The organism is Anabaenopsis elenkinii CCIBt3563 (assembly GCF_015245355.1).
Taxonomy (GTDB): Bacteria; Cyanobacteriota; Cyanobacteriia; order Cyanobacteriales; family Nostocaceae; genus Anabaenopsis; species Anabaenopsis elenkinii.
Map to the genome: position 1 here is coordinate 223,363 of NZ_CP063311.1, position 25,350 is coordinate 248,712.

Annotated in this window: 23 protein-coding genes; 12 read left to right on the forward strand and 11 right to left on the reverse strand. The window is 42.4% G+C overall.

Annotated features, from left to right (window positions below):
* Window positions 1–15: 15 nt before the first annotated feature.
* The 3 genes from IM676_RS01045 to psbD form a co-directional block, all read right to left on the reverse strand.
* A complete protein-coding gene (locus IM676_RS01045; RefSeq protein ID WP_200988591.1) occupies window positions 16–201 on the reverse strand; it encodes a PCP reductase family protein in 186 nt (61 codons plus the stop codon).
* A gap of 122 nt (window positions 202–323) precedes the next feature.
* Complete coding sequence (gene psbC / locus IM676_RS01050) at window positions 324–1,712, reverse strand: photosystem II reaction center protein CP43 (protein WP_200988592.1); 1,389 nt, start codon at window positions 1,710–1,712, stop codon at window positions 324–326.
* On the reverse strand, window positions 1,696–2,754 hold the full coding sequence (gene psbD / locus IM676_RS01055) for a photosystem II D2 protein (photosystem q(a) protein) (protein WP_200988593.1): 1,059 nt from the start codon (window positions 2,752–2,754) through the stop codon (window positions 1,696–1,698). The genes psbC and psbD overlap by 17 nt, the downstream gene beginning before the upstream one ends.
* Before the next feature lie 793 nt (window positions 2,755–3,547).
* Between psbD and IM676_RS01060 the strand changes: the two genes are divergently transcribed.
* The 6 genes from IM676_RS01060 to IM676_RS01085 all read left to right on the forward strand — a co-directional run bounded on the left by IM676_RS01060 (window position 3,548) and on the right by IM676_RS01085 (window position 10,714).
* Complete coding sequence (locus IM676_RS01060) at window positions 3,548–4,147, forward strand: photosystem I assembly protein Ycf4 (protein WP_200988594.1); 600 nt, start codon at window positions 3,548–3,550, stop codon at window positions 4,145–4,147.
* 101 nt (window positions 4,148–4,248) lie between these two features.
* On the forward strand, window positions 4,249–5,007 hold the full coding sequence (locus tag IM676_RS01065; protein WP_200988595.1) for a peptidylprolyl isomerase: 759 nt from the start codon (window positions 4,249–4,251) through the stop codon (window positions 5,005–5,007).
* A 54-nt stretch (window positions 5,008–5,061) separates the two neighbouring features.
* Window positions 5,062–6,210 carry a beta-ketoacyl-ACP synthase gene (locus tag IM676_RS01070; RefSeq protein ID WP_200988596.1) on the forward strand — a complete coding sequence of 383 codons (1,149 nt, stop codon included), beginning with the start codon at window positions 5,062–5,064 and terminating at the stop codon, window positions 6,208–6,210.
* Window positions 6,211–6,276: 66 nt separating this feature from the next.
* Window positions 6,277–7,686: a folate/biopterin family MFS transporter gene (locus IM676_RS01075; RefSeq protein ID WP_200988597.1), complete on the forward strand. Its 1,410-nt coding sequence runs from the start codon at window positions 6,277–6,279 to the stop codon at window positions 7,684–7,686.
* Between the two features lie 9 nt (window positions 7,687–7,695).
* Complete coding sequence (locus tag IM676_RS01080) at window positions 7,696–9,192, forward strand: carotenoid oxygenase family protein (RefSeq protein WP_200988598.1); 1,497 nt, start codon at window positions 7,696–7,698, stop codon at window positions 9,190–9,192.
* Between the two features lie 232 nt (window positions 9,193–9,424).
* The gene (locus IM676_RS01085) at window positions 9,425–10,714 is read left to right on the forward strand and encodes a Glu/Leu/Phe/Val family dehydrogenase (protein ID WP_200988599.1); all 1,290 of its coding nucleotides are present in this window, start codon (window positions 9,425–9,427) and stop codon (window positions 10,712–10,714) included.
* 53 nt (window positions 10,715–10,767) lie between these two features.
* Here the strand turns inward: IM676_RS01085 and IM676_RS01090 are convergent, their stop codons facing one another.
* Window positions 10,768–11,205, reverse strand: coding sequence for a helix-turn-helix domain-containing protein (locus IM676_RS01090; RefSeq protein ID WP_200988600.1), 438 nt, complete (start codon window positions 11,203–11,205; stop codon window positions 10,768–10,770).
* A 151-nt stretch (window positions 11,206–11,356) separates the two neighbouring features.
* Window positions 11,357–12,862: a response regulator gene (locus tag IM676_RS01095; RefSeq protein WP_225880422.1), complete on the reverse strand. Its 1,506-nt coding sequence runs from the start codon at window positions 12,860–12,862 to the stop codon at window positions 11,357–11,359.
* A 39-nt stretch (window positions 12,863–12,901) separates the two neighbouring features.
* Here IM676_RS01095 and IM676_RS01100 point away from each other — a divergent pair, with 39 nt between their 5' ends.
* Both IM676_RS01100 and IM676_RS01105 read left to right on the forward strand, forming a co-directional pair.
* Window positions 12,902–15,664 (forward strand): PAS domain S-box protein, encoded by a 2,763-nt coding sequence (locus tag IM676_RS01100; protein ID WP_200988602.1) that lies wholly within the window; start codon window positions 12,902–12,904, stop codon window positions 15,662–15,664.
* Complete coding sequence (locus IM676_RS01105) at window positions 15,661–16,029, forward strand: response regulator (RefSeq protein WP_200988603.1); 369 nt, start codon at window positions 15,661–15,663, stop codon at window positions 16,027–16,029. The genes IM676_RS01100 and IM676_RS01105 overlap by 4 nt, the downstream gene beginning before the upstream one ends.
* 112 nt (window positions 16,030–16,141) lie before the next feature.
* Here the strand turns inward: IM676_RS01105 and IM676_RS01110 are convergent, their stop codons facing one another.
* The 4 genes from IM676_RS01110 to folB form a co-directional block, all read right to left on the reverse strand.
* Window positions 16,142–17,347, reverse strand: a complete 1,206-nt coding sequence (locus IM676_RS01110; RefSeq protein ID WP_200988604.1) for an RNA-guided endonuclease InsQ/TnpB family protein — start codon at window positions 17,345–17,347, stop codon at window positions 16,142–16,144.
* Window positions 17,325–17,966 carry an IS607 family transposase gene (locus IM676_RS01115; protein WP_404799812.1) on the reverse strand — a complete coding sequence of 214 codons (642 nt, stop codon included), beginning with the start codon at window positions 17,964–17,966 and terminating at the stop codon, window positions 17,325–17,327. Before IM676_RS01115 ends, IM676_RS01110 begins: the two co-directional genes overlap by 23 nt.
* A 79-nt stretch (window positions 17,967–18,045) precedes the next feature.
* Window positions 18,046–18,993 (reverse strand): ribokinase, encoded by a 948-nt coding sequence (rbsK, locus tag IM676_RS01120; protein WP_200988606.1) that lies wholly within the window; start codon window positions 18,991–18,993, stop codon window positions 18,046–18,048.
* A 46-nt stretch (window positions 18,994–19,039) separates the two neighbouring features.
* Window positions 19,040–19,399 carry a dihydroneopterin aldolase gene (folB, locus tag IM676_RS01125; RefSeq protein ID WP_200988607.1) on the reverse strand — a complete coding sequence of 120 codons (360 nt, stop codon included), beginning with the start codon at window positions 19,397–19,399 and terminating at the stop codon, window positions 19,040–19,042.
* A gap of 95 nt (window positions 19,400–19,494) precedes the next feature.
* On the opposite strand from folB, the gene menD reads away from it, so the two are divergent.
* Window positions 19,495–21,249 (forward strand): 2-succinyl-5-enolpyruvyl-6-hydroxy-3-cyclohexene-1-carboxylic-acid synthase, encoded by a 1,755-nt coding sequence (gene menD, locus IM676_RS01130; protein ID WP_200990028.1) that lies wholly within the window; start codon window positions 19,495–19,497, stop codon window positions 21,247–21,249.
* A gap of 128 nt (window positions 21,250–21,377) precedes the next feature.
* Window positions 21,378–22,211: a 1,4-dihydroxy-2-naphthoyl-CoA synthase gene (menB, locus tag IM676_RS01135; RefSeq protein WP_200988608.1), complete on the forward strand. Its 834-nt coding sequence runs from the start codon at window positions 21,378–21,380 to the stop codon at window positions 22,209–22,211.
* A 42-nt stretch (window positions 22,212–22,253) separates the two neighbouring features.
* On the opposite strand, the gene IM676_RS01140 is transcribed toward menB, so the two are convergent.
* Window positions 22,254–22,568 carry a hypothetical protein gene (locus IM676_RS01140; RefSeq protein WP_200988609.1) on the reverse strand — a complete coding sequence of 105 codons (315 nt, stop codon included), beginning with the start codon at window positions 22,566–22,568 and terminating at the stop codon, window positions 22,254–22,256.
* Window positions 22,569–22,933: 365 nt separating this feature from the next.
* Window positions 22,934–23,476: a DUF721 domain-containing protein gene (locus tag IM676_RS01145; RefSeq protein WP_200988610.1), complete on the reverse strand. Its 543-nt coding sequence runs from the start codon at window positions 23,474–23,476 to the stop codon at window positions 22,934–22,936.
* 178 nt (window positions 23,477–23,654) lie between these two features.
* Here IM676_RS01145 and IM676_RS01150 point away from each other — a divergent pair, with 178 nt between their 5' ends.
* Both IM676_RS01150 and IM676_RS01155 read left to right on the forward strand, forming a co-directional pair.
* Window positions 23,655–24,350 (forward strand): PspA/IM30 family protein, encoded by a 696-nt coding sequence (locus IM676_RS01150; RefSeq protein WP_200988611.1) that lies wholly within the window; start codon window positions 23,655–23,657, stop codon window positions 24,348–24,350.
* 161 nt (window positions 24,351–24,511) lie between these two features.
* Window positions 24,512–25,285 carry a PspA/IM30 family protein gene (locus tag IM676_RS01155; RefSeq protein WP_200988612.1) on the forward strand — a complete coding sequence of 258 codons (774 nt, stop codon included), beginning with the start codon at window positions 24,512–24,514 and terminating at the stop codon, window positions 25,283–25,285.
* Window positions 25,286–25,350 lie beyond the last annotated feature (65 nt).

The window sequence follows — 25,350 nt, forward strand, 5'->3', positions numbered from 1 at the left end:
TTCATCAGACCATCACTACTGTCCCAATTCCAGCCTAGCCTGTTCCACTAAATCGGCGGTGACAACCCTTTTATCGGCTTGACGCGCTAACTGTTCAATACTAGCTCTGGCGCGGGAACGGGCAAAAAAGGGAATATTCTGTAATTTTTGCTGGGCTTCTGATGTCCAGTACAAAGCATCGCTAAAATTTGTATTGCTCATAATTATTTCTTGATGATGCAATTATGTTAATTGTCTCATATCCTGGTAATGAAAAAAAGCCCTTGTTATTAAACAAGGGCTAGTAAAAAATTGATTGTCAGTGATGAAATAAAACTTATAACCTAGTCAATGTCATTCATGAACATAACTGGTTCAGTTTCGCGGTTAATTCCCTTTTCAAAACCACCAGCACCAGCGCGGGCGCGGCCAGCGTGCCATAGGTGACCAATGAGGAAGAAGAAACCTAACACATAGTGAGATGTGGCCAACCAAGCACGTGGAGATACGTAGTTGAAGGAGTTAATTTCCGTAGCCACACCACCCACGGAGTTGAGAGAACCCAATGGCGCGTGGGTCATATATTCAGCAGCACGACGTGCTTGCCAAGGCTGAATATCATTCTTGATTTTATCTAGGTCAAGACCGTTAGGACCACGTAGAGGTTCTAACCAAGGGCCTTGGAAATCCCAGAAGCGCATGGTTTCACCACCGAAGATAATTTCACCAGTAGGAGAGCGCATCAAGTATTTACCAAGACCTGTGGGTCCTTGTGCGGAACCAACATTAGCACCTAAGCGTTGGTCACGAATTAAGAAGGTCAAAGCTTGAGCTTGAGAAGCTTCAGAAGCAGTAGGACCAAAGAATTCACTGGGATAAACGGTGTTGTTATACCAAACCATTGTGGAGGCGATGAATCCCATTAAGGAAAGAGCGCCCAAGCTGTAGGAAAGGTAAGCTTCACCAGACCAAATGAAAGCACGACGTGCCCAAGCAAAAGGCTTGGTGAGGATGTGCCAAATACCACCAGAAATACAGATGAAAGCAATCCAGATATGACCGCCAATGACATCTTCCATGTTATTGACGCTGACAATCCAGCCGTCGCCACCAAAGGGAGACTTAATCAAATAACCGAATATCACAGCCGGGTTTAGTGTGGGGTTAGTAATCACACGAACATCACCACCACCGGGTGCCCAGGTATCATACACACCGCCAAAGAACATGGCTTTAAGCACCAACAGCAGCGCCCCACATCCCAGGATGATCAGGTGGAAGCCGATGATGTTGGTCATCTTGTTTTTGTCTTTCCAGTCATAACCAAAGAAGGAGGAATATTCTTCTAAGGTTTCTGGTCCACGAACAGCATGATAAATACCACCAAAGCCCAGGACAGCTGAGGAAATGAGGTGCAGTACACCGACTACAAAGTAGGGGAAGGTGTCGATGACTTCACCACCAGGACCAACGCCCCATCCCAGGGTGGCGATGTGAGGAAGCAGGATTAAGCCCTGCTCGTACATAGGCTTTTCAGGGATGAAGTGAGCGACTTCAAACAAAGTCATCGCTCCAGCCCAGAATACAATCAAACCAGCATGAGCAACGTGAGCGCCCAGGAGCTTACCAGATAAGTTGATTAAACGAGCGTTACCAGACCACCAAGCAAAACCTGTGGATTCTTGGTCACGTCCACCGCCTAATACAGTTGGTCTATTAGAGAGCGTTACCACGAGGTAGAACCTCCTCAGGGAATACAAATTGTTTGTGAGGCTGATCTTGAGGAGCCATCCAAGCCCGGATACCCTCATTCAGCAAAATGTTTTTGGTATAGAAAGTTTCAAACTCTGGGTCTTCTGCTGCCCGCAATTCTTGGGAAACGAAGTCATAAGCCCGCAGGTTCAATGCTAAACCTACAATGCCTACGGATGACATCCATAAACCAGTCACAGGTACAAACAGCATGAAGAAGTGTAACCAACGTTTGTTAGCAAAAGCAATACCGAAAATCTGTGACCAGAAACGGTTTGCTGTCACCATTGAGTAGGTTTCTTCTGCTTGGGTGGGGTTGAAGGCGCGGAAGGTGTTGGAGGCTTCGCCGTCTTCAAACAGGGTGTTTTCTACTGTGGCTCCGTGAATTGCACACAATAGGGCACCGCCTAATATCCCCGCTACACCCATCATGTGGAAGGGGTTAAGTGTCCAGTTGTGGAAACCTTGGAGGAATAGTAGGAACCGGAAGATTGCCGCTACACCAAAGCTGGGTGCAAAGAACCAGCTAGACTGTCCCAAGGGGTACATCAAGAATACACTGACGAATACCGCAATTGGGCCAGAGAATGCCAGGGCGTTGTAGGGACGGATGCCTACTAGACGGGCAATTTCAAACTGCCGTAACATGAAGCCGATTAAGCCAAAGGCTCCGTGTAGGGCTACGAATGGCCACAGTCCACCTAGTTGGAACCAACGGGTGAGGTCTCCTTGGGCTTCTGGTCCCCACAGGAACAACAGGGAATGTCCCATGCTGTCTGCTGGTGAGGAAACCGCTACTGTGAGGAAGTTACAGCCTTCTAGGTAAGATGAGGCTAATCCGTGGGTGTACCAGGAGGTGACGAAGGTTGTACCGGTGAGCCAACCGCCTAGTGCTAGGTAAGCGCAGGGGAATAATAATATCCCTGACCAACCTACGAATACGAAGCGATCGCGCTTTAACCAGTCGTCTAAAGCGTCAAACCACCCTCTTGTACTGGGGGCGCGTCCAACTGCGATGGTCATTGAACTAGAATCCTCTTTTACTAAAATTGCACCGTTTTTGAAGCAACGCTTTCGGCTATTTTTCCGACTTTGTGCCACTTCAACGAGGAATTAACGTTTTTTTGACAATCTCAGCGGCCTAAAAGCATCTGAGAATCTGAGATTTTAGCCTTTGAATGAGCAAGTTTCTCAGAATTATGTCATTACACGCACCATCGGCTAATGATTTATCAGCCTCTGGTAACTTAATGATTCTTAACTTATCACATTAGTTTGGGTTTTTGCCCAATTGACTTTATTGACATTCTTGCCACCCTATGAGTGGCTGGGGATACCAAGAATAACTTCTTGGGTTTCTTGCTTCGTCCCTAAAAGGATTTCAGCTTTCCCCCGACATGAATGTAGAGGCTACCTAGCCGCATAAAAAAATGGTGTAGTTAATTGTTAAGATGACTAGATTTTACTACACGAATACACAGACATTCACATTCCTCGACCTAAAACTAGGAGGATTCCTGTTGCTAAGGGATTCCCACGGGTTTACCAGACACCAGTATTTTGACCATAAGGCTTTAAACCCAGTTTTTGGGTCACCTGATAAAACCGCGATGGGGGCGAATGCCCGTCTCTATCACTGGCAAGGGATGGGGGTTTGTGGAATACAAACCCATTACTTCTAATCAATATCAGAATTTTAATAATTTGACACAAGTTTTCTCATAAATCTTAAAAGTATCACCCTTGCAACTTGCAAGAATAGCGTTGGAAATGGCAGACTTGAATCGGGAAGAACTCACGGGCTAAAGTTAGTTCAATGACGGCATCAACAACAATTAACAAAGGTGACTCGCCTAACGGCGATGATCACAAACCTTCAAGTGTCTTACATCAAGGTGTTCTGGGTTCCCGTCGGTTTAGTAATTACTGGTGGGCAACTATTGTGACATTGGGAGCTACAGGCTTCTTATTGGCAGGGATATCTAGTTACTTGAAAGTAAATTTACTCTTAGTTACTGATCCAACTCAACTGATATTTGTACCCCAGGGACTAGTTATGGGGTTATATGGCACTGCGGGCCTACTGTTAGCCTTATATCTGTGGCTAATGATTTTATGGGATGTCGGCGGCGGCTACAACGATTTCAATCAGGAAACTGGCAAGATCAAAATCTTTCGTTGGGGATTTCCCGGTAAAAATCGTCGCATTGAAATTGACACCTATACTCAAGACGTCCAGTCTGTGCGTATCGACATCAAAGAAGGTCTTAATCCCCGTCGCGCGCTCTACCTACGTGTTAAGGGTCGGCGAGACATTCCTTTAACACGGGTGGGCCAACCATTATCTTTAGCAGAGTTAGAAACTACAGGGGCGGAATTAGCCCGATTTTTGAGAGTACCCTTAGAAGGACTCTAATGGGGGTGAAGGATTGGTACTTGCTACGGCCTCATACCCAAGGCTAAATCTCAAAAATTACTCCAGAAGATAACATACTCAGGTTAAATCAGTAACTGACTATGCGGTTAAAAGTCTCAAATTTTATAGTTGTGTTTTTGCTCTTTAGTGCTTTGAGTTTAGGAGGATGTTCCACACAGGATGTGACTTCTAACTCAGCATTAACTGAGACAAATACCGACAAAACAGCCAGAACATTTGTATCTCAAATCGTAAGTGAGAATATTCCAGGAATGAAAAATTTACCACGTCTCGAAGGTAAAGCTACCGTGGTGATGACCGTTAACGGTTCACCCATTACTATTGAGGTAGACGGCACAAACGCCCCAATTACAGCCGGCAATTTTGTTGATTTAGTCCAAAAGGGCGTATACGATGGGTTAGCCTTTCATCGAGTAGTGCGTGATCCTCAACCTTTTGTCGTTCAAGGGGGCGATCCCCAGGGGAAAGACCCAGGATTTCCCGCAAGTAGATTGGGGACGGGTGGTTACATTGACTCAGAGACAGGGAGTCAACGTTACATACCTTTAGAAATTAAGCCCAGGGGTGGTGAAGAACCAATTTATGGTAAGACTATTCAGCAACCACCTGTTTTAGAGCATAAAATGGGTGCGATCGCAATGGCGCGATCGCAAATGCCCAATTCAGCTTCCTCGCAGTTTTACTTTGCTCTAGCAGATTTAGGTTTCCTCGATGGTAACTACGCTGTATTTGGTAATGTCACCGACGGCTTTGATGTGGTCAACAAAATTCAGCAAGGCGATCGCATTGAATCAGCTAAAGTGACTCAAGGTGCAGAAAACCTGAAAATACCCGATTAAGACAGACAAGGGGAGTAGGGAAAAGAATCCCCCATCTCCCATTTTTAATCCGCAATGGTTGTGATCACTGGTATTGGTTTACTTTCCTGCTTGGGAACCAGCTTAGAGCATAGCTGGCACAAGTTAATCGCTGGTCAATCTGGGTTGCAATGGTATCAACCATTTTCCGAACTAGCAGCCCGTCCTCTAGGTTTGATTAGTAACCAACCTACGGAATTAAAAACTTTAACCCAGCTAGCAGTGTCCTCGGCATTAAAAGATGCTCGCCTGGTTTCACCTTTACCTGATTGTGCTGTGGTGATTGGATCAAGTCGCGGTCATCAGGGGACATGGGAATTACTAAGGCGGCAAATGTATGGCCATGATCCCCTTGGGAATCAGGGAAAGGCACTCCTAGAAAATTGGTTATATTTTTTACCTCATACCAATGCCATAGCATCTGCTCACCAAATCGGTGCATCTGGTATAGTCTTGGCACCGATGGCAGCTTGTGCTACTGGTATTTGGGCGATCGCTCAAGCCGCTTTACTAATTCAAACTGGTCAATGTCAAAGGGTCGTGGCCGGCGCTGTAGAAGCCCCAATTACACCCTTGACATTATCAGGGTTTCAACAGATGGGGGCCTTAGCTAAAACCGGGGCTTATCCCTTTGATGTGTATCGGGAAGGATTGGTATTAGGTGAAGGGGCGGCGGTGTTTGTTTTGGAATCCCTAGAATTAGCCCAGCAGCGTCGAGCTAAAATGTATGGTAAGATTCTTGGCTTTGGCTTGACAGCAGATGCTTATCATGGTACACAACCCGATCCCACTGGGAAAAGTGCGATCGCAGCGATTCAGCAATGTTTAAAACGGAGTTCCCTAAAACCAGAAGATATAGATTATATTCATGCCCATGGCACAGCCACAATCCTTAACGACAGGGTAGAGAGTCAAATCATCCAGAATTTATTTCCCCCCCAAGTACCAGTCAGTTCCACCAAAGGCGCTACAGGTCATACATTAGGAGCTTCGGGGGCTTTAGGTGTGGCATTTTCCCTCTTAGCCATGGCAAAGGGGATTATACCACCTTGTGTAGGATTAAAAACGCCAGCATTTGATTTAAATTTGGTCACCGCAGCCCATGAAACTCAACTCCAGAAGGTATTATGTCTAAGCTTTGGCTTTGGTGGTCAAAATGCCGTGATTGCCTTGAGTAATATTTAGCAAAAACTAGATTCTCAGAAATCGATATGATAGAAAAGTAGATAAAACTTAAAAAATATTTATCAAATGCTGATTGACTCCCCTGGCTTGTCCAAGGTCAAAGACTCAGTGAAAAGTAAAATTTTCTTCGGTCATGAACCCAGCGCCGAGTTAATTGCCATTCTTAGCGTCTACTTCGTCCAAGGAATTTTAGGGTTAGCACGTCTAGCAGTTAGTTTTTTCCTCAAAGATGAACTGCTACTGAGTCCGGCTCAAGTGTCGGCGCTATTGGGAATTGTCGCATTACCGTGGATAATTAAACCGGTGTTTGGCTTTATCTCAGATGGCTTACCCATATTTGGCTACCGCCGCCGCCCTTATTTAGTGCTATCTGGGATATTAGGAGCAATATCCTGGATAAGTTTGGCTACCATAGTTCATACTAGCTGGGCAGCTACCCTAGCGATCTCCCTGGGTTCTCTATCCGTTGCGGTCAGTGATGTCATAGTTGACTCATTAGTGGTGGAAAGAGCCAGAGGAGAATCCCAAGCAGCAGCAGGTTCACTACAATCACTCTCCTGGGGTGCTTCCGCATTGGGAGGTTTACTCACCGCTTACTTGAGCGGAATACTGCTGGAACACTTCACCACGCGCACTGTATTTTGGGTTACCGCCTCATTTCCCCTGATAGTTTCGGGAGTAGCTTGGTTAATTGCTGAAACCCCCATTAGTAAAAATGTCCCACATAGCAATAGCCAGAATTCTTTAAGCATCAAGTATCAACTCCAGCAACTACGCCAAGCAATTACCCAAAAATCCATTTGGCTACCCACAGCCTTTGTATTTGTCTGGCTAGCCACCCCAACAGCCGATTCTGCCTTCTTCTTCTTCAGCACCAATGAACTACACTTTCAACCAGAATTTCTAGGACGGGTAAGACTGGTAACTAGTGGGGCTTCTTTGATAGGAGTGTGGATGTTTCAACGCTTCCTCAAAACTGTTTCATTTCGCGCCATTTTCACTTGGAGTACAGTCCTGTCATCAGCCCTGGGAATGACAATGCTGCTACTGGTCACCCATACTAACAGAGCTTTAGGTATAGATGACCACTGGTTTAGTTTGGGTGATAGTCTCATCCTGACCGTCATCGGACAAATTGCCTATATGCCGGTTTTGGTACTTGCAGCCAGATTATGCCCCCCCGGAGTAGAAGCGACATTATTTGCCTTGCTGATGTCAATTTCCAACTTAGCCGCAATGGTTTCCTATGAATTGGGAGCCATCATCATGCATTGGCTGGGTATTAGCGAAACTAACTTTGAATTAATGTGGCTATTGGTAATTATTACCAACCTCAGTACACTCTTGCCACTGCCATTCATTCATTGGTTACCTGCAGAGGATCCACAAGGGCAGACAGCACAAATATCTCACTTGATGCCCGAATTAATTTTGAGGGAATCAGACTCACAAACCATGGAATCCAAAAGATCATAATATCAGCAGATGCAGACCTTAAAAATTGAAGACACCCCAAATCCCCAAAAATCTTACACTCTTGTAGATTGGCAAGGAGGATATAAATCCCTTACCCAAGAATTTGACTACTGGATTGATGATATTGAAGGGCAAATTCCCCCAGAATTACAGGGTACATTGTTTAGAAATGGCCCCGGCTTGCTAGATATCAATGGACAACCAATACATCACCCCTTTGATGGCGATGGGATGATTAGCCGGATCAGCTTTGTCAATGGTCGCGCCCATTTCCGTAACCGCTTTGTTCGTACTGAAGGCTATTTAGCAGAACAGCAAGCGGGTAAAATCCTTTATCGGGGTGTCTTTGGTACTCAAAAACCCGGCGGTTGGTTAGCTAATATTTTCGACTTCAAAATGAAAAATATTGCCAATACCAATGTAATTTATTGGGGTGATAAACTCTTGGCATTATGGGAAGCCGCAGAACCTCATAGCCTTGACCCCCATACATTAGAAACTTTAGGGAAAGAAAATTTCCATGGTGTTTTATCATCCGGTGAAGCCTTTGGCGCACATCCCCGCTTTGACCCCAGTTGTAACCAAGATGGTGGCGCACCTTGTCTGGTAAATTTCTCCATTAAACCGGGACTATCTACCACCATTACTATATTTGAACTCAACCCAGACGGTGAAGTTGTGAGAAAACAAACTCATAGTATTCCCGGTTTCTGTTTCATTCATGATTTTGTCATTACTCCTAACTACTGTATCTTCTGGCAAAATCCCGTTACCTTTAACCCCATACCCTTCGCTTTAGGAATACGTGGTGCTGGAGAGTGTATCAAATTTCAGCAAAATCAACCCACTAGGATTATAGTGATTCCCCGTCACCCCGGAGAAACAAAGGTAAGAACTTTAGAAACTCAGTCTGGCTTTGTTTTCCACCACGCTAACGCTTTTGAGGCGGGTGAAGAAATTATCATTGACTCTATTTGTTACGCATCATTCCCAGAAGTCGAGCCGGAAAGCGATTTTAGAGAAGTTAATTTTGCTACTCTCCCTCCCGGTCAACTGTGGCGATTCCATCTTCATCTTGAGACTGGGAAAGTCCGACAACAGATGATTGACAGCCGTTGTTGTGAGTTTCCTAGTATAAATCCCCAACTGGTGGGGAGAAAATATCAATATTTATATTTAGGTGCGGCTCACGGGGAAACAGGTAATGCGCCCTTGCAAGCCTTGGTGAAAATTGACTTGGACTCAGGAGCCAGACAATTGTGGAGTGCAGCACCCCATGGTTTTACTGGGGAGCCGATTTTTGTCCCCCGGACAGATGCTAAACAAGAGGATGATGGCTGGGTGCTAGTATTGGTTTATGATGCCACACATCACCGCTCAGATTTAGTCATATTAGATGCCCGTGACTTCAATCAAGGTGCCATTGCCCGACTACATCTTAAACATCACATTCCCTATGGTTTACATGGCAACTTTACGCCTAAAGTGTTAGCGTTAAATATATAAAATATCAGTAGTTTGGGGGGAATCAAAGCCCCTCTATTGCTTTTTATACATTTTGTAGCAGCGCTGCTGCAAGCAGATCGCACCACTAAAAAAGGGAGAAAATCGAGGTAACATTGCCGCAAAATGTAAGAAAAACCAGAAAATTAGACCTTGCTCACAAAAAAAGGATAAGCTAGGGATATCAGTCATATATATCCAGTCCGCAAAGATACTGCGACTAGGAGAAGATGTTATGGTTTTAAAATCTCCCTTGCCCATAGAACCTGAGACTCCAGGGCACATTTGCCCATTAGACCAAGCCTGTAGTTATCTACAAGATGCAGGTAAAGAATTAAACTTAGATCCGGGAGTATTGGCCATCCTCAGCCATCCCCGTAAAGTGGTGACAGTTTCCATCCCTGTGAAGCTAGATAATGGTCAAATTCAAGTGCTAACTGGACATCGGGTACAGCACTCTGATATTCTCGGCCCCTATAAAGGAGGAATTCGTTACCATCCCGCGGTGACATTGGGTGAAGTATCAGCTTTAGCCATGCTCATGACTTGGAAATGTGCGTTGTTAGGCATACCTTATGGCGGTGCGAAAGGCGGTATAGCCATAAATCCTCAAAGTTATAGTGTGGGTGAATTAGAAAGAATCACTCGCCGCTATATCAGTGAGTTAATTAAAGACATTGGACCATCAGTAGATATACCCGCCCCAGACATGGGTACTTCCGCCCGTGAAATGGCTTGGATGATGGATACTTATTCTGTAAATGTGGGTCATGCTGTCCCTGGAATTGTCACAGGTAAGCCCCTTTCCATTGGTGGTTCTTTAGGGAGAGAAAAGGCAACGGGCAGAGGTGTAATGATTATTGTCCGTGAGGCATTAGCGGAACGAGGTAAACCCCTCACAGGAGCGCGAGTAGTAATTCAGGGTTTTGGTAATGTGGGGCATGCAGCAGCTGAATTATTACATCAGTTGGGGGCTAAAATCATCGCTGTCTCTACAGGCGCGGGGGGTATTTTTGCCACCAACGGCCTTGATATTCCGGCATTGACAGCTTATAGGGCGAAAAATCACAGGAGTGTTGTGGGTTTTCCCCAAGCAGTAGCAATTAGTAATGTAGATTTACTCACTTTGCCTTGCGATGTCTTGATTCCTGCAGCTTTGGAGAATCAAATTACTAGGGAAAATGTTAATCAGGTGCAAGCGGAAATTGTCGCCGAAGCAGCTAACGGGCCAGTAACTTTAGCAGCGAACCAATCCCTAGAAGCCCGTGGTGTGACGGTGCTACCGGACATCTTGACCAATGCTGGCGGTGTGGTTGTCAGTTATTTAGAGTGGGTGCAGGGTCTTTCTTATGTGTTTTGGGATGAGGAGCGGGTAAACCATGAAATGGAAAAGTTAATGCTCCAAGCTTATCACCAAGTAATACAGCAGTCGAAGAGCAGACAAATTTCTCTACGATTAGCAGCCTATACTTTGGGTGTGGGTAGAGTAGCACAAGCCCTGGCTGATAGAGGTCTTTATCCTTAGTTTTTAATCTCACCCAAAGGTACTTCGCCGGACTCCTGGTAATTTGGTCTTCATTACAGAGTAGAACACCAGTCTCTTTCGGGGACTGGGATACTGTTTGTCGCACCTACCCGAAATGCACTGGGTGGGACTCCTAATAGTCGCTTGAAGGCTCGAGTCAGATGGCTATGGTTGTAAAATCCGCAATATACAGCAATCTCGCTCAGGGACATACTAGAGGACTCTAACAGGCCTTTGGCTCGGTATACCCTCTGCCGAATAATGTATTGATGCAGTGAAATTCCTGTGATTTGCTTAAAGCGATAGCACAGATAAGACCTGCTGAAATTGATTTGCTGCGCCAGTTCATCTAGTGTCAGGTTCTGGTCAAGATACAGATCAATATATTTCAGTACCAGTTTCAAGCTATGTAGTCCGAAACTGCTCTCATAATTTTCCTGTTCAATGCCACACTCACAATGGTGGGTATTCCGCTTGGCGTTGATAATCATAATTGCTGGGGAAACAGATTACAGAATTAGATATATCCTGAGCCTGAGAAATAAATTGACTTGTCAAGTATCCTCAGGAGGATATGTTGAGACAAGATACCATCGAGTTATAAGAGAGTTATAAGAAAAAAATAATCATCATGTAAGAATTTCAACGGCATAGATGGAAACACAGTGTATTACCCCCTCTGTTTTGAGCCGATGTCAGGGCTTGGTTCACTGTTGTTAATAATTCTTCGGGAGTGGCGGTAGAATTGGGAATAGTGCCAGTAATACCTAAACTGATTGTGAATTTTTGTAAGCTGAGGATGGCTTGGTACAAATGTTGGGCAAGACGCAAGCTACTATCAGAGGGCATACTCGGTAGAAGAATACCAAATTTCCCTCCAGTGTAGTAAGTGATGAAACTAGGAGGATCAAGGTACTTTTGTAAAGTCTGCCCAAGCTTTAAAAGGTAAGTTTTTTGCTGTTGTTTTTCAAAATCATCAATGGCACAAAAAATTAAGCCCAGAGGTATAGATTGTGTGCCCAGGCGTTGCCATTCTTGCTTTAAAATTTGACTAAAATCATCGGGAGAAATGAGAGCAGGTATATATTCCCGGAGGTTGAAATCATTCAGATCCGATATTTTTCCTGGTAGACTCACTGCTTCTGCTAATGCTTGCCATAAACAACCGAGTTCGGTAATATGTGCATGGGTCAGATGTTCTTGTGTGAGAATAGCTTCTATTTTCCGTGCTATTTCTGAGCCTTGGGGATAGCCAAAAGTACCCAGATTACCAGTTAAACTATGAACTATGGTAAGGATATGTTGTTGCTGTTGTGAGTTGCTGCTTTCTAGTTGGAATTGACTAATTGCAATACTCAGTTCTGCTATTTTGTCAGGTAAGGAAGCTTGAAAATCTGCTTTTATTTTTGCAATCAGTGCTATTCCCTCGGCTACATGATCATCAGTTGGTACTGGTAACTCAGATTTTGCCTCTGGTCTAGCTTTAAGCCGATATCCCAAGCGGTAAACAGTTTCAATCACTTCTTCTTTGATTCCTCCTGCTTTAAGTTTACGTCGTAAGTCTTTGATTAAATTGGTGACAGCATTATCTGTAGGGAACTCATCTGCTGACCATAACTTATCAATGATATCTCTACGGGTATAAATTCTTTGGGGGGAGCGTAAAAATAATTCCAATAACTCAAATTCCTTGGGACTAAGTGGAATTAATTCCTGACCATACTGGACTTGGATTAAATGAGTATCCAGAGATAAGTTACCCCATTCCAAGGTCACTAAACTTGACTCTTGTACTCGACGGGATAAAGCTCTTATTCGTGCTAATAACTGAGCAGTGTCAGAAGATTTAGTCACATAGTCGTCTGCTCCTGCATCTAAACCTGCAATCACATCTTCCTCTGCGTCCTTGGCGGTGAGGATTAATATGGGAACCTGACAATGGTGCTGACGTAGTTGACGACACACAGTCAAACCATCTAATTTGGGCATGAGTACATCTAGCAAAATTAGATCATAATTAAACTGACTTACCATTTCTATACCGATCTGACCACTTGTAGCGACATCGACTACATAACGGTAGGAAATGAGAGTATTTGTAAGTAATTGACTGAAATAAATATCATCATCTATCAACAAAATTTTCATTTTCACCGGTATCACTTATTATCCCAGTCATCAATAGTCATGAAAGTCTTGCGTATAAACTCCCAGTTAATAATCACATTACTCGGCAGAATTCCTCTGCGGACGTTATTTATTGTACCTTACATGGGTATCATTTTGCTCAGTGTCAGCACTGTTAGTTATCTTTCTTATCAGACTGGACAAACAGCAGTGAACAAATTACTCATGAAATTGATCTCATCAACAACACAGCAAATTAGCGATCGCTTAACTACATATCTGGAAATACCACACAAATTAGTAGCTATGAATCGCTACGGGATTGAGCAAGGACATATTAACCCGGACAATGGAGAAGAGTTAAGATTGCATTTCTTCCAACAACTTAAACTCTACCAACTTCCCACTAATATTGATTTTGGTGGGAGTAATGGTAGCTATACTTTTGTAGCTAAAGATAGATTTGGATTGGTAGCACCACCAGATTCCTGGCTAGGTGGAGGTGTAGATCCATCTCAGATTGGAAAACTAAATTTTTATATGCTGAATGAAGAGGGAAAGTTGGCCAAAAATATCCCTGAGTACACCACATCATATAAACCAGTAACACGTCCTTGGTACAAAATTGCTCAAGCTCAAGGTCAACAAACCTGGTCACCAGTATACCCTTTTTTCAACATTGATACAGCCAGTATTTCCGCGGTGGCTCCAGTGTATCGCAATGGTGAATTTATCGGTGTTGTAGGTTGTGATTTAGTCCTTGATGATATCAGCCTGTTTTTACAAAACTTGGATTTTTCACCATCGGGAGAGTCATTTATTATTGAACGTTCTGGGGATGTGATAGCTACATCTACAGAAGAGCGCCCTTTTGTGAAAAATGTTGATGGTGTAGAATTAGTGCGGTTAAAAGCTGTGAATAGTAGTAATCACATCATTGCTAGTACCGCTAAAGAATTACACAAACGCTGGACTAACTTTAAGCTTATTGAGAATCATAAGTTTCAGTTCATTGATGAAAATAATCAACGTTATTTTGCTCATGTTTTTCCCTATCAAGATAAATATGGTTTGGATTGGTTAATTATATCTGTATTACCAGAAGCAGACTTTATTACAGATATTCAATCTAATATATATAACAGTTTATCATTGGGAATCATCACATTATTCTTAGCCCTGACTTTAGGTTTGATTTTATATTCTTGGGTGATGAAACCGATTTTAGATTTAAGTCAAGTTGCTAAACAATTACTGGTTCAGGAAAAATCACCAGCATTTTCCCAATCAAATGGGATATTGTCTCCCCAGGATGATTTAGTACCAGCACAATCTTTATTCCAAGTTGCTGAAGAAATACAAATGGATATGATGGCGTTGAGACAGTCACAAATCGATTCAGAAGATAAATTCCGCAAGATATTTCTAACTAGTCCTGATGCTATTTGTATTTATGATATTACTGAGCAGAAAATTGTAGATGTAAACCCTATTTTTTTAGAATTATCAGGTTATAATAGTTCAGAGATTATTGGTCATAACTATAGAGATTTACCATTTGTGGCTAATGAACATCATCTGAAGTTAATTGAGGAAAAAATCGAATCTCTAGGATATGTACGTAATCTCCAGTTGTATGGTGTCACCAAATCTGGAGAAATCAAAACTGTTTTAGTTTGTTGTGAACTCATAGTTCTGAATCAAAAAAATTACGTAATTACTTTTATTAAAGATATTACTGATCGCAAAAAATCAGAGACAGCCTTGCTAGAAACTGAAGCCAGGTTTCGTAGTGCTTTTGAAGATGCTGGTATCGGGATGGCTATAGTCAATACTCAAGGTAAATATATGCGGGTGAATCAATCCTTATGTGATCTCCTGGGTTACAGTGAATCGGAGTTATTAACTAAGACTTTTGTAGACATCACACATCCTGAGGATTCGCAAAAATGCCTTAATTTAGTCCAAAAATGTCTAACTGGGGAAATTAATAAATTTCAAGAGGAAAAGCGTTATCTAGACAAGCAAGGAAATATTATTTGGTCATTAAGCAGTGTATCTCTGGTGAGAAACAAAGATCAGGAAGCACTTCACTTTATCGCTCAAATTCAAGATATCAGTGAACGTCACGAAATCGAGCAGATAAAATATGAGTTTATTTCCGTTGTTAGCCATGAAGTGCGGACACCCCTGACCTCTATTAAAGGGGCTTTAGGCATTTTAGCAACTGGGGTTTTAGATCATGAACCATTACAAAAGCAGCAAATGCTGCAAATTGCCATCAATAACAGCGATCGCCTTTTAGATTTAGTCAATGATATCCTCACTTTAGAAGGCTTAACATCTCGTCAACTAAAAATCAATTTTCAGTGGTGTGATCTGGAAAATCTGGCAAAACAAACCCTGGAAGACTTACAACCAGTCGCTGCAAATGCAGGGATTACTTTTAAGTCCAGTATCCCCGATATTCAAATCTTTGCTGATTGTAGATCCATGATCCAAACCCTAACTAATTTATTAGGGAATGCCATTAAGTTTTCCCGTCCTGGTGGTATTGTGGAATTATCAGTGAGTGTAATTGACCAAGAAGTTCTCTTTGCAGTTAGAGATCAAGGTAAAGGTATTCCCTCGGAACAATTAGAAGCGATTTTCGGACGGTTTCAACAAGTTGATGTTTCTGATGCTCGCCAAAAAGGTGGTACAGGTCTAGGTCTAGCAATTTGTAAAAGCATTGTTGAACATCATCAAGGTCGAATTTGGGCAGAAAGTGTTTTAGGTAGTGGGAGCACATTTTATTTTACTATACCTAGAAGAAATCCATGACAAAAAAAATTTTGATCATCGATGATGAAAAAGACATTTGTGCTGTATTACGAGTATGTTTAGAAAAGTTTGCCCAGTGGCAAGCTATAATAGCGACATCGGGAGAAGAAGGTTTACTCAAAGCTAAATTAGAATCCCCCGATGGGATATTATTAGATGTATCTATGCCAAATATGGATGGTTTTCAAGTTTGGGAAAAGTTGCAAGGTGATAGTGCTACCCGATCAATACCAGTTATTTTAGTAACTGCTAAGGTACTATCACAGGATCAGCAACGTTTTGCCTCCATGGGTGTTGCTGGAGTAATTACCAAACCCTTTAACCCTGTGACGATTTGGCAAGAAGTTGTTAATATTATTTCCTAATATTGAGATGAAAAAGCCGGAAAGTGGATGAATTGCATGAGAGCAAGACTAACCTATGGAAGGAGGATATTGGTAATTACTGATAGTGCAACTTTTAAGCTAATCAAAGCGATTAAACTAGATTAACTACGGCATCCGTCAATTCTGACTCCTCAGAAAGCACGATAGAATCATGGGTCACGGTGAAGGCAGTTGCTTGCAAAGCACGTAATAAAATATTGCGTGCGCCATTCACATCACGATAAACCTGAATTCCGCAATGTGGGCATTTAAAAATTTTGTGTCCACCTAGCTTATGGTGAACATGACCGCAGTTACCACATGTTTTTGATGTATATGATTCATTGCAAAGAACCACTATTACACCTTTTCTTTGTGCAGCTTGTTTAAGATGTTGCTCAAATTTGTAATGAGAAAGAGTCAGCATTTGCCGTACAGACTTACTGTTGATTTTGCGTTTCTTCCCGCTACGTCTTTTAATCACCATTTGACTAGAATCAAAGGTTGGTAAGTAAATTACCTTGTAGGAATTAACCAGCAAGTTAACAGCTTTGTTATGCAAATCTTTAATTAAATTCTGAATTCTTTCTCTTACGCGATTAGCAGCAATACGCATCTTTCTACGTTGACGGCATCTTGTTTTGGTAGAACGGCTGATGAGATTATCAAGGTGCTGACACAATCTTTGTATGCGTCCGATGTCTCCGGTTCCAATCTCTAAGACATTCTCGCCATCAAAACCAGTTAAGAAAGTGCGATTACCAGGGTCTACTGCTATTACCCTATCACTGCCAGTAGGTACAGTTTCTTTATATTCAGGAAAGCAACCAAACCACTTACCACGACGGTATACAAGCTCTGTGCCATATTCGCATTGTTCAGGAATAGTTTGACCAATTGTCGTAAAACCTAAACCTTTTGTTGTGCGCGGATACCAAGTACCATTTTTGAAATTACCAACCTTGAATTGGATAGTTTGGCTGGTGGCTTTACAGCTTTTAAATTTCGCACTACCACCTTGAGTGCGAGCCTGTTTAAAGGCATCAAATGCCTCAAAACAAGCTTCTTGACGTTGATGCCCTGGTAAGGTTTTCACCCATGGCGGTACATCCATTTTTTGAGCTATTTTATCTAACTCCTCAGCAGATATCTTGACTTCTTTTTCTGTGCTAGTTTTCTGATCAATAATTACTCTGACTTGAGTATCGTAATTATTGTGAAGATAACTGATACATTGATTGAAGTAATAACGATAAGCAGCAAGCCAACGCTTCCAGACTCGATGTAATTCCTTGCTAGGAAATAGCCTGATTTTCAATACACTGTTCGGTGACTGCTTTGTCGATTCCTTGTGACGCGACTTCTTTTTGTAAGTCTTCTTTGATGCTTGACTTGTATTTTCTAAGCCCGTATAACCTGCTAGAGAAACAGTGGATGCTCGACAGCATATCTTGTACGAGTTCCTGTTCTGGACTGAGCTTGCGGTCATTGAGAACCACGAGTTCACACTCAAATTTTGTGCATAACCACCTAACCAATTCAAATCCGAATCGGACAAGTCGGTCAGGATGGGCAACGACAACACGTTGGATATCGCCGTCGATGATTCGTTCCAGAATTGCGAGGAATTTTTTCCGTTTAAAATTGAGTCCGCTTCCAACTTCTGAAATAATTTCAGCCTCTGGGTATCTTGTGCGTAAGTGTTCAAGTTGTCGTTGCTCGTCTTGCTGGGAATGAGTCGATACTCGTCCATAGCAAATAGTTTTAATTGTCCTGGGTATTCCGCCGATTTTTTCGACTTCTTCGAGTATGAACCGCCTTTGACCGCCTGGTGTACGGATTGCTCTCAGTTTGCCTTCGTTTTCCCATCTCCTGAGACTGGAGACATGGACACCAAGGATTTTAGCTGCTTCCTTGGGAGTGACATGTTGCATCAAAGCCTCATTAAATCAACTACTTTTAGTCTAGCGGGATTTAGTAATATTTACTCTGTTTAAGCAAATAATTTACAATTAGTTACACGTCTTTGGTTTTTGGAAAAATTAATCCCCGTTCCTGCAAGAAAGAACCAAGAATTAACTGATCAGGTAATGAAGTTTGTGCGCCCATTTTTGTAGCTGCTAAAGCACCCGCTGCTGTACCCCAAATTACTGCTTGATGTAAAGAAAGTCCCGTAAACAGCGCTGCTGCTAAACCGCCATTAAAAGCATCGCCAGCAGCAACAGTATCAACAGCATCAACTGGGAAAGCGGGGACAAAAAATGTTTCTGTAGCAGTGGTACAGACAACACCCTCCGCACCTAGTTTAACTATGGCGCATTTTACACCCCTTTGTAATAAAACTTTAGCTGCCCTGATTGCCGATTGTTTACTATCTACCACAAAACCTACTAATTGAGAAGCTTCTACTGCATTGGGCGTGATCACATCCACTAAGGGATAAAGTTCATCCGGTAAATTTACTGTTGCTGGCGCTGGGTCTAAAATTACTTTAACATTTCCATCTTGAGCTGCTTTAGCTGCTGCTACTACAGCGGGAATAGGAATTTCTAGTTGTAAAAGTAATGCTGTGGCTGTTGGTAATAGGTGAGATAATCGCTGTATATCTGTTTGATTAATATGTCCGTTAGCTCCCGGAATAACAACGATGTGATTTTCACCGCTATGATCTACAGTGATCATGGCAACCCCGGAACTGCTGGTTTTATCAATGACAATATTATCAGTTTGTACCCCAGCAATTTGTAAATTATCGACAAGTTCACCACCAAAACTATCTGCGCCTACACGTCCCACCATGTGAGTGGGAATTCCCAATCTGGCTAATGCTACAGCTTGATTGGCTCCTTTACCTCCTGGTATTTTCAAAAAAGTTTTTCCCAATATGGTTTCACCAGCAATTGGTAATCGCGGTGTAGTGGCTACTAAGTCTATGTTGATACTGCCTAAGACAATAATACTCATCAAAACAGGATTGTATTTTTTATGCCAAGATATCCAGTGTTAGTATTTACCTGGTTTTAGTCATTTCAATACTAATTCTGCCACCAAAATCGGGAATAGGTGCAGCTGGTTTACTGAGAATAACTTGTACCTGTGTGATGCGATCGCACTGTTGCAGGATAGAATCAGCGATCGCACCCACTAATTTTTCGACTAAAGCAAACTTAGCTGTTTTTACCAGATGTTGTATGGAACTAATCACGGTACGATAATCTAGGGTATCTTCAATAGCGTCAGTCTTGGCAGCTGTGGAGATATCTAACCATAACTTAACATCCACCTCAAACCATTGCCCTAATACCTGTTCTTCTGGTAGATATCCAGTGTAACCATAGCAGCGAATATTAGTTAAATGAATGCAATCCATAAGACCTTAAAAGGGAATTTAACATTTAGGAGACACCCGAAAAGCTCAAGTTTTCCAGAGGGATTGGAAATAGAATTTCAAATGATAGGATGGCTATGCTTGATTTAACACCAGCCTATCAGAATGTTAATCAACTTTGGGCTTATATATTGACCGAGACACTCAAACGCTTGGGATTGAACTGTGTAGTCATTTGTCCTGGTTCCCGGTCTACACCTTTAGTAGTCGCCTTTGTCCAGCAAATACCTGATATTGAAGCCATTTCTATTCTCGATGAGCGTTCAGCAGCCTTTTTCGCCTTGGGAAGAGCCAAAGCCACCGGTGTTCCTGTAGCACTAGTTTGTACTTCCGGAACCGCTGGAGCAAATTTTTATCCGGCAATCATTGAAGCCCAAGAAAGTCGTGTACCATTGTTGGTATTCACCAGCGATCGACCACAAGAATTAAGAAATTGTCATTCTGGGCAAACCATAGACCAAGTAAAATTATATAGTAATTACCCAAACTGGCAAGCAGAATTAGCTATACCCTCCCCAGACATAAAAATGCTGGCTTATCTGCGACAAACCGTGATTCATGCTTGGGAACGCTGTCAAATTCCCACACCAGGTCCGGTTCATTTAAATATTCCCTTTCGTGACCCCCTCGCTCCCATTCCCCATGGAATCAACTTGAGGGGTTTACACTCAAAATTCCACCCAGAAGAGTTTTTTAGTGGTATAGCAAAAAATACTCTCCCCATTCCCCACTCCCCATTCCCGATTCCCCAAGAGTGGTTACAATCTCAGGAGGGGATTATCATTGCTGGTGTTGCTCAACCCCAAAAACCTGAGAAATATTGTCAAGCGATCGCCCATCTTTCCCAAACACTCAATTGGCCGGTTCTAGCTGAGGGACTTTCCCCACTCAGAAATTATGCTAGCCTTAACCCCTACTTAATTTCTACCTACGATCTAATTTTACGTAATCATCAACTTGCCCAAGAATTAACACCAAAAATAGTAATTCAAATTGGCGAAATGCCTACCAGTAAAGAACTGCGTCACTGGCTATCTACCGCCCAAGCCCAATACTGGATAATTGATACTAGTCATCATAATTTAGACCCTTTACATGGAAAAACCACGCATTTAAGGATATCTGTAGAAGATATAGATAACTGGCAAAATGTTAATATTAACCCAGGAATTTATGTACAAAAATGGCGTAATCTGGAAACACAAATTAGGGAAAAAATTGATCAAACATTTGCCAATTTAGACCAAATAATTGAAAGTAAAATTGCGTGGCTGATTTCGCAAACTCTGCCCCCAGGAACACCCTTATTTATCTCTAATAGTATGCCAGTCAGGGATGTAGAATATTTCTGGAAACCCAATAACCTAGGCGTGCAACCTTATTTTAACCGAGGTACAAATGGTATTGATGGCATACTATCCACAGCATTAGGAGTTGCACAGCATCATCAAAGTAGTGTGCTGTTAACAGGAGACTTAGCCTTATTACATGATACCAACGGATTTTTAATTAGGAACAAATTCCAAGGACATTTGACCATTGTGTTAATTAATAACAATGGTGGGGGGATTTTTGAAATGTTACCCATAGCCAAATTTGAGCCACCATTTGAAGAATTTTTTGCCACTCCCCAGAATATAGATTTTGCTCAGTTATGCGCTACATACAATGTAGAGCATGAGTTGATTAGTTCTTGGCAGAACTTACACCAGAAATTGTGTATTTTACCAAATCAGGGAATTAGAGTTTTAGAACTCAGGACAAATAGGAAATTAGATGCGCAGTGGAGAAAAGAAACTTTAGAGAAATTAGGGCTAGATATTGCAGTTTGACTATTTCTCATTCAGGAATTTTACCCCCAGTGCAACCAAACCAACCCTTGATTCTTGCTGGTGACTGTTAAAAAGCGCTGCAATTCTTGTAAATTATGGAATAATCTCACGAAAATTCCTCATACATCATGGAAATCAACTGGCAAATAGCCAAAAACTACGAAGACATCCTGTATCATAAAACCGATGGCATTGCTAAAGTTACCATTAACCGTCCCCATAAGCGCAATGCCTTCCGTCCGCAAACCGTCTTTGAACTCTATGACGCTTTTTGTGATGCACGTGAGGACCCTAATATAGGAGTAGTATTACTTACTGGGTATGGTCCACATACTGATGGTAAATACGCTTTCTGTTCTGGGGGAGATCAAAGTGTCCGGGGACAGGGGGGTTATGTTGATGATGCTGGTATCCCCCGCTTAAATGTCTTGGACTTGCAGCGCCTCATTCGTTCTATACCCAAGGTAGTGATTGCTTTAGTAGCTGGTTATGCTGTGGGTGGTGGCCACGTGCTGCACTTGATTTGTGACCTCACCATTGCCGCTGATAATGCTATTTTTGGACAGACTGGCCCCAAAGTAGGCAGTTTTGACGGTGGTTTTGGTGCCAGTTATCTCGCCCGTATTGTGGGACAAAAAAAAGCACGGGAAATCTGGTTTTTATGCCGCCAATATGATGCACAACAAGCTCTAGATATGGGTTTAATTAATTGTATTGTTCCAGTAGAACAACTAGAAGCTGAAGGTATTCAATGGGCTCAAGAAATTTTAGAAAAAAGTCCCATTGCAATTCGGTGTCTCAAAGCAGCATTCAACGCTGACTGTGATGGACAAGCCGGTTTACAAGAACTCGCAGGGAACGCCACTTTACTGTATTACATGACCGAAGAAGGTTCTGAGGGAAAACAAGCCTTTTTAGAAAAACGTCCCCCGAATTTTCGCACCTTTCCTTGGCTACCTTAAAATATCAAAATCTCAGAAGTATACTGTATTGCTTTTATAGTACTATCTTTGCACCATCTGAGTCTTAGCCTCTGGAGAAATGTGGGTAGCCATTTCTTCTACAGGGGTAGTAATAGTATTCTCTGGATATGTAGCCAGAGTTGGTGAAGAACCTAAAACTCTTGTTGCATCTGGTAAACCCCAAGCATCTTCTAAACTTTCCCAAGAAGGTGCAAAAGGTGGAAGCGCCAAAGAGCAAGCTTTCCAACTTGCTTGTACGGGGCTTCCTAACTGCTGACACATTCCGCCGCGGCGACCTTCTGGTTGGTAATGACGACAATATCTACAGGCAGATGTCAAAGGTTTAATGGGTTTCATTGGTGTTCATCTTTAAGATGCAATTTATGATTGATTTCTATTGTTCTTATATTGTGCCTTTATAGATAAATAGGTAAGATCACCAAAAAGTCATTATTTTACCTATGTTTCAGCGATCCCCACTCCGTGATCAACTTTACAATATCTTTATATTCTTGTTATATATGTAAATGATCACAGGAGTGGCTACACGCTTATTTAAGACTAAAAACAGCTAGGGATCAAAGATAAACTGAGCATCATGGATTTAATTTAAATCCTAAATTGATGAATCGGGTATGGTCGGTCTCATCAAATCTCCAAGATTATTCACCATGGGCGGTTGAATTGGAAATAAACCTATATAGTTATTGAATCATAGAGATTTAAAACTGCTGGGAAACACAAACACAACACACACCCCAACGCTCGAGTTCACCGGGAGGGGTGGGAGATTGACACTGTGGACAAAGGGGTAAGCCATGCGATCGCATTTGCATTCTTTTCACCCAGAATTTAAAAGCAGTCTTGGGATTATCAATAGTAGGTATAGTTTGACTGGGAGAACTATTGACATCACCCAGGTAACTGGGGTGCTCCTGTGGGATAATAGGATGGGGTTGTAAGTAATCTGGACGAGGCTGCCAATCTTTAGTAGAAAAACGAATATCCACCAAAGGCTCCGACAAATTTTGATTTAACTTCAAAATCAAACTTGTGCGTCCAAATGTCATGTTTTGCGCCCAAGCAGCGCTAGAAGTTGCTACAAATAAAACATGACGCTGAATTGATAATGGTCGGGTATGGGTAGCAACCACTTCTCCCACAACATCAGGCCATAACTCTAGCAAGCTCTGTAATGGTGGTTTTTGCCATTTATCCTGTTGTTTTAGACCATATAAAATATGATTAACTGATTTAAAGGACATTTTGAGAAATTGAGATTTTTGCAGACTTATTGAAAATTGTGACAGATAAATATGTCAGCTAAGATGAAGACAATATTCATCTTCCTGAGTTTATGGCTATGGGAAATAGGATTATTCTCCCCTAGGATCTAGTTTCCATCTCGCGGCACAGTGGACAAAACATCAATGGAGAGTCAACATGGAAATTATCAAGCGTATCCTGCGGATAATTCGCGCTAACATCAATAGTTTGCTAGGTAATGCCGAAGATCCAGAAAAAATTCTGGAACAAGCTGTAATGGAGATGCAGGACAACTTGGTGCAATTGCGACAAGGTGTCGCACAAGCCATCGCCAGTCAAAAACGCACTGAAAGACAGGCCGCAGCAGCACAATCAACATCAGAAGAATGGTATCGCCGCGCTCAATTAGCACTACAACAAGGAAATGAAGTTTTAGCACGGGAAGCTTTAACTAAACGCAAAGCTTACCAAGAAACCGCTACGGCTCTATCTAGTCAAATAGAGCAGCAAAATGACATAGTAGCTAGACTAAAAAAGGATATGCGATCGCTAGAATTAAAAATTAGCGAGGCGAAAACCAAAAAAGATATGTACATAGCTCGCGCCCGTTCCGCACAAGCGTCTGTCCGACTCCAGGATATGCTAGATACTAGTTCCGCCACCAGTAGTCTCAATGCCTTTCAATCCATGGAAGATAAAGTTTTGCAACTTGAAGCCCAATCAGAAGCCATGGCGCAACTGGGTACTGACGATTTACAAAAACAATTCGACTCCCTAGAAGCTGGTAGTGACATAGATAGGGAATTAGCAATCCTCAAAGGTCAGGCGTTAAATCAACAGCAACAGCAATTACCTCCCAGTCAAGACTCGTAAACATTGGGCAATCACCACAGTTAAGATATATCTTAAAAAGTAACGGGTGTCAGGAGGTAGGGAACCAAGCCGCAAAGATTACCCTGAAATAGACAGCTACTAAAATAGTAAAAAAGAAAACTTAATCACAAAATCCGTCCACTGCCAAAGGAAAAAAAATTATGGGATTATTTGATCGAATTAAACGAGTAGTCAGTTCTAACCTCAATGACTTGGTGAATAAAGCTGAAGACCCAGAAAAAATGCTCGAACAGGCTATCCTGGAAATGCAGGAAGACTTGGTACAGTTGCGTCAAGGTGTGGCTCAGGCGATCGCAGCTCAAAAACGCACTGAGACACAGTACAATGATACCCAAAATCAAATCAACAAGTGGCAACGCAATGCTCAATTAGCCCTGCAAAAGGGGGATGAAAACCTAGCACGACAAGCTCTGGAACGTAAAAAGAGTTTTAGTGATACTAGTGTGGCTCTAAAAACTAGCTTAGATCAGCAAACTACTCAAACTGAAACCCTCAAGCGTAACTTAGTCCAGCTAGAAAGCAAGATTTCTGAAGCCAAGACCAAGAAAGAAATGCTTAAGGCGCGCATTACCTCTGCGAAAGCCCAAGAGAAACTGGAAACTATGGTGCGGGGGATGAGTACCAGCAGCGCCATGGCCGCATTTGAGCGCATGGAAGAAAAGGTCTTGATGCAAGAAGCTCGCGCCCAGGCGGGAGCGGAGTTGGCTGGTGCGGATTTAGAAACCCAATTTGCTCGGTTGGAAAGTAGCGATGTTGATTATGAATTAGAAGAATTAAAGCGACAAATGCTACCACCTGCGGCAGCACCCAACCAACCACAAATATCACCAAAACAAGACAGCAGCACCGCCAAATCTAATGATGTTGTTGATGCCGACTTAGAAGTTCTGAAAAGGCAATTAGATCAAATGTAAGGCATATTTCCTTACTTATACGTAATTCCCACAACCGAGGTTGTGGGATGTTACATGAGCATTCA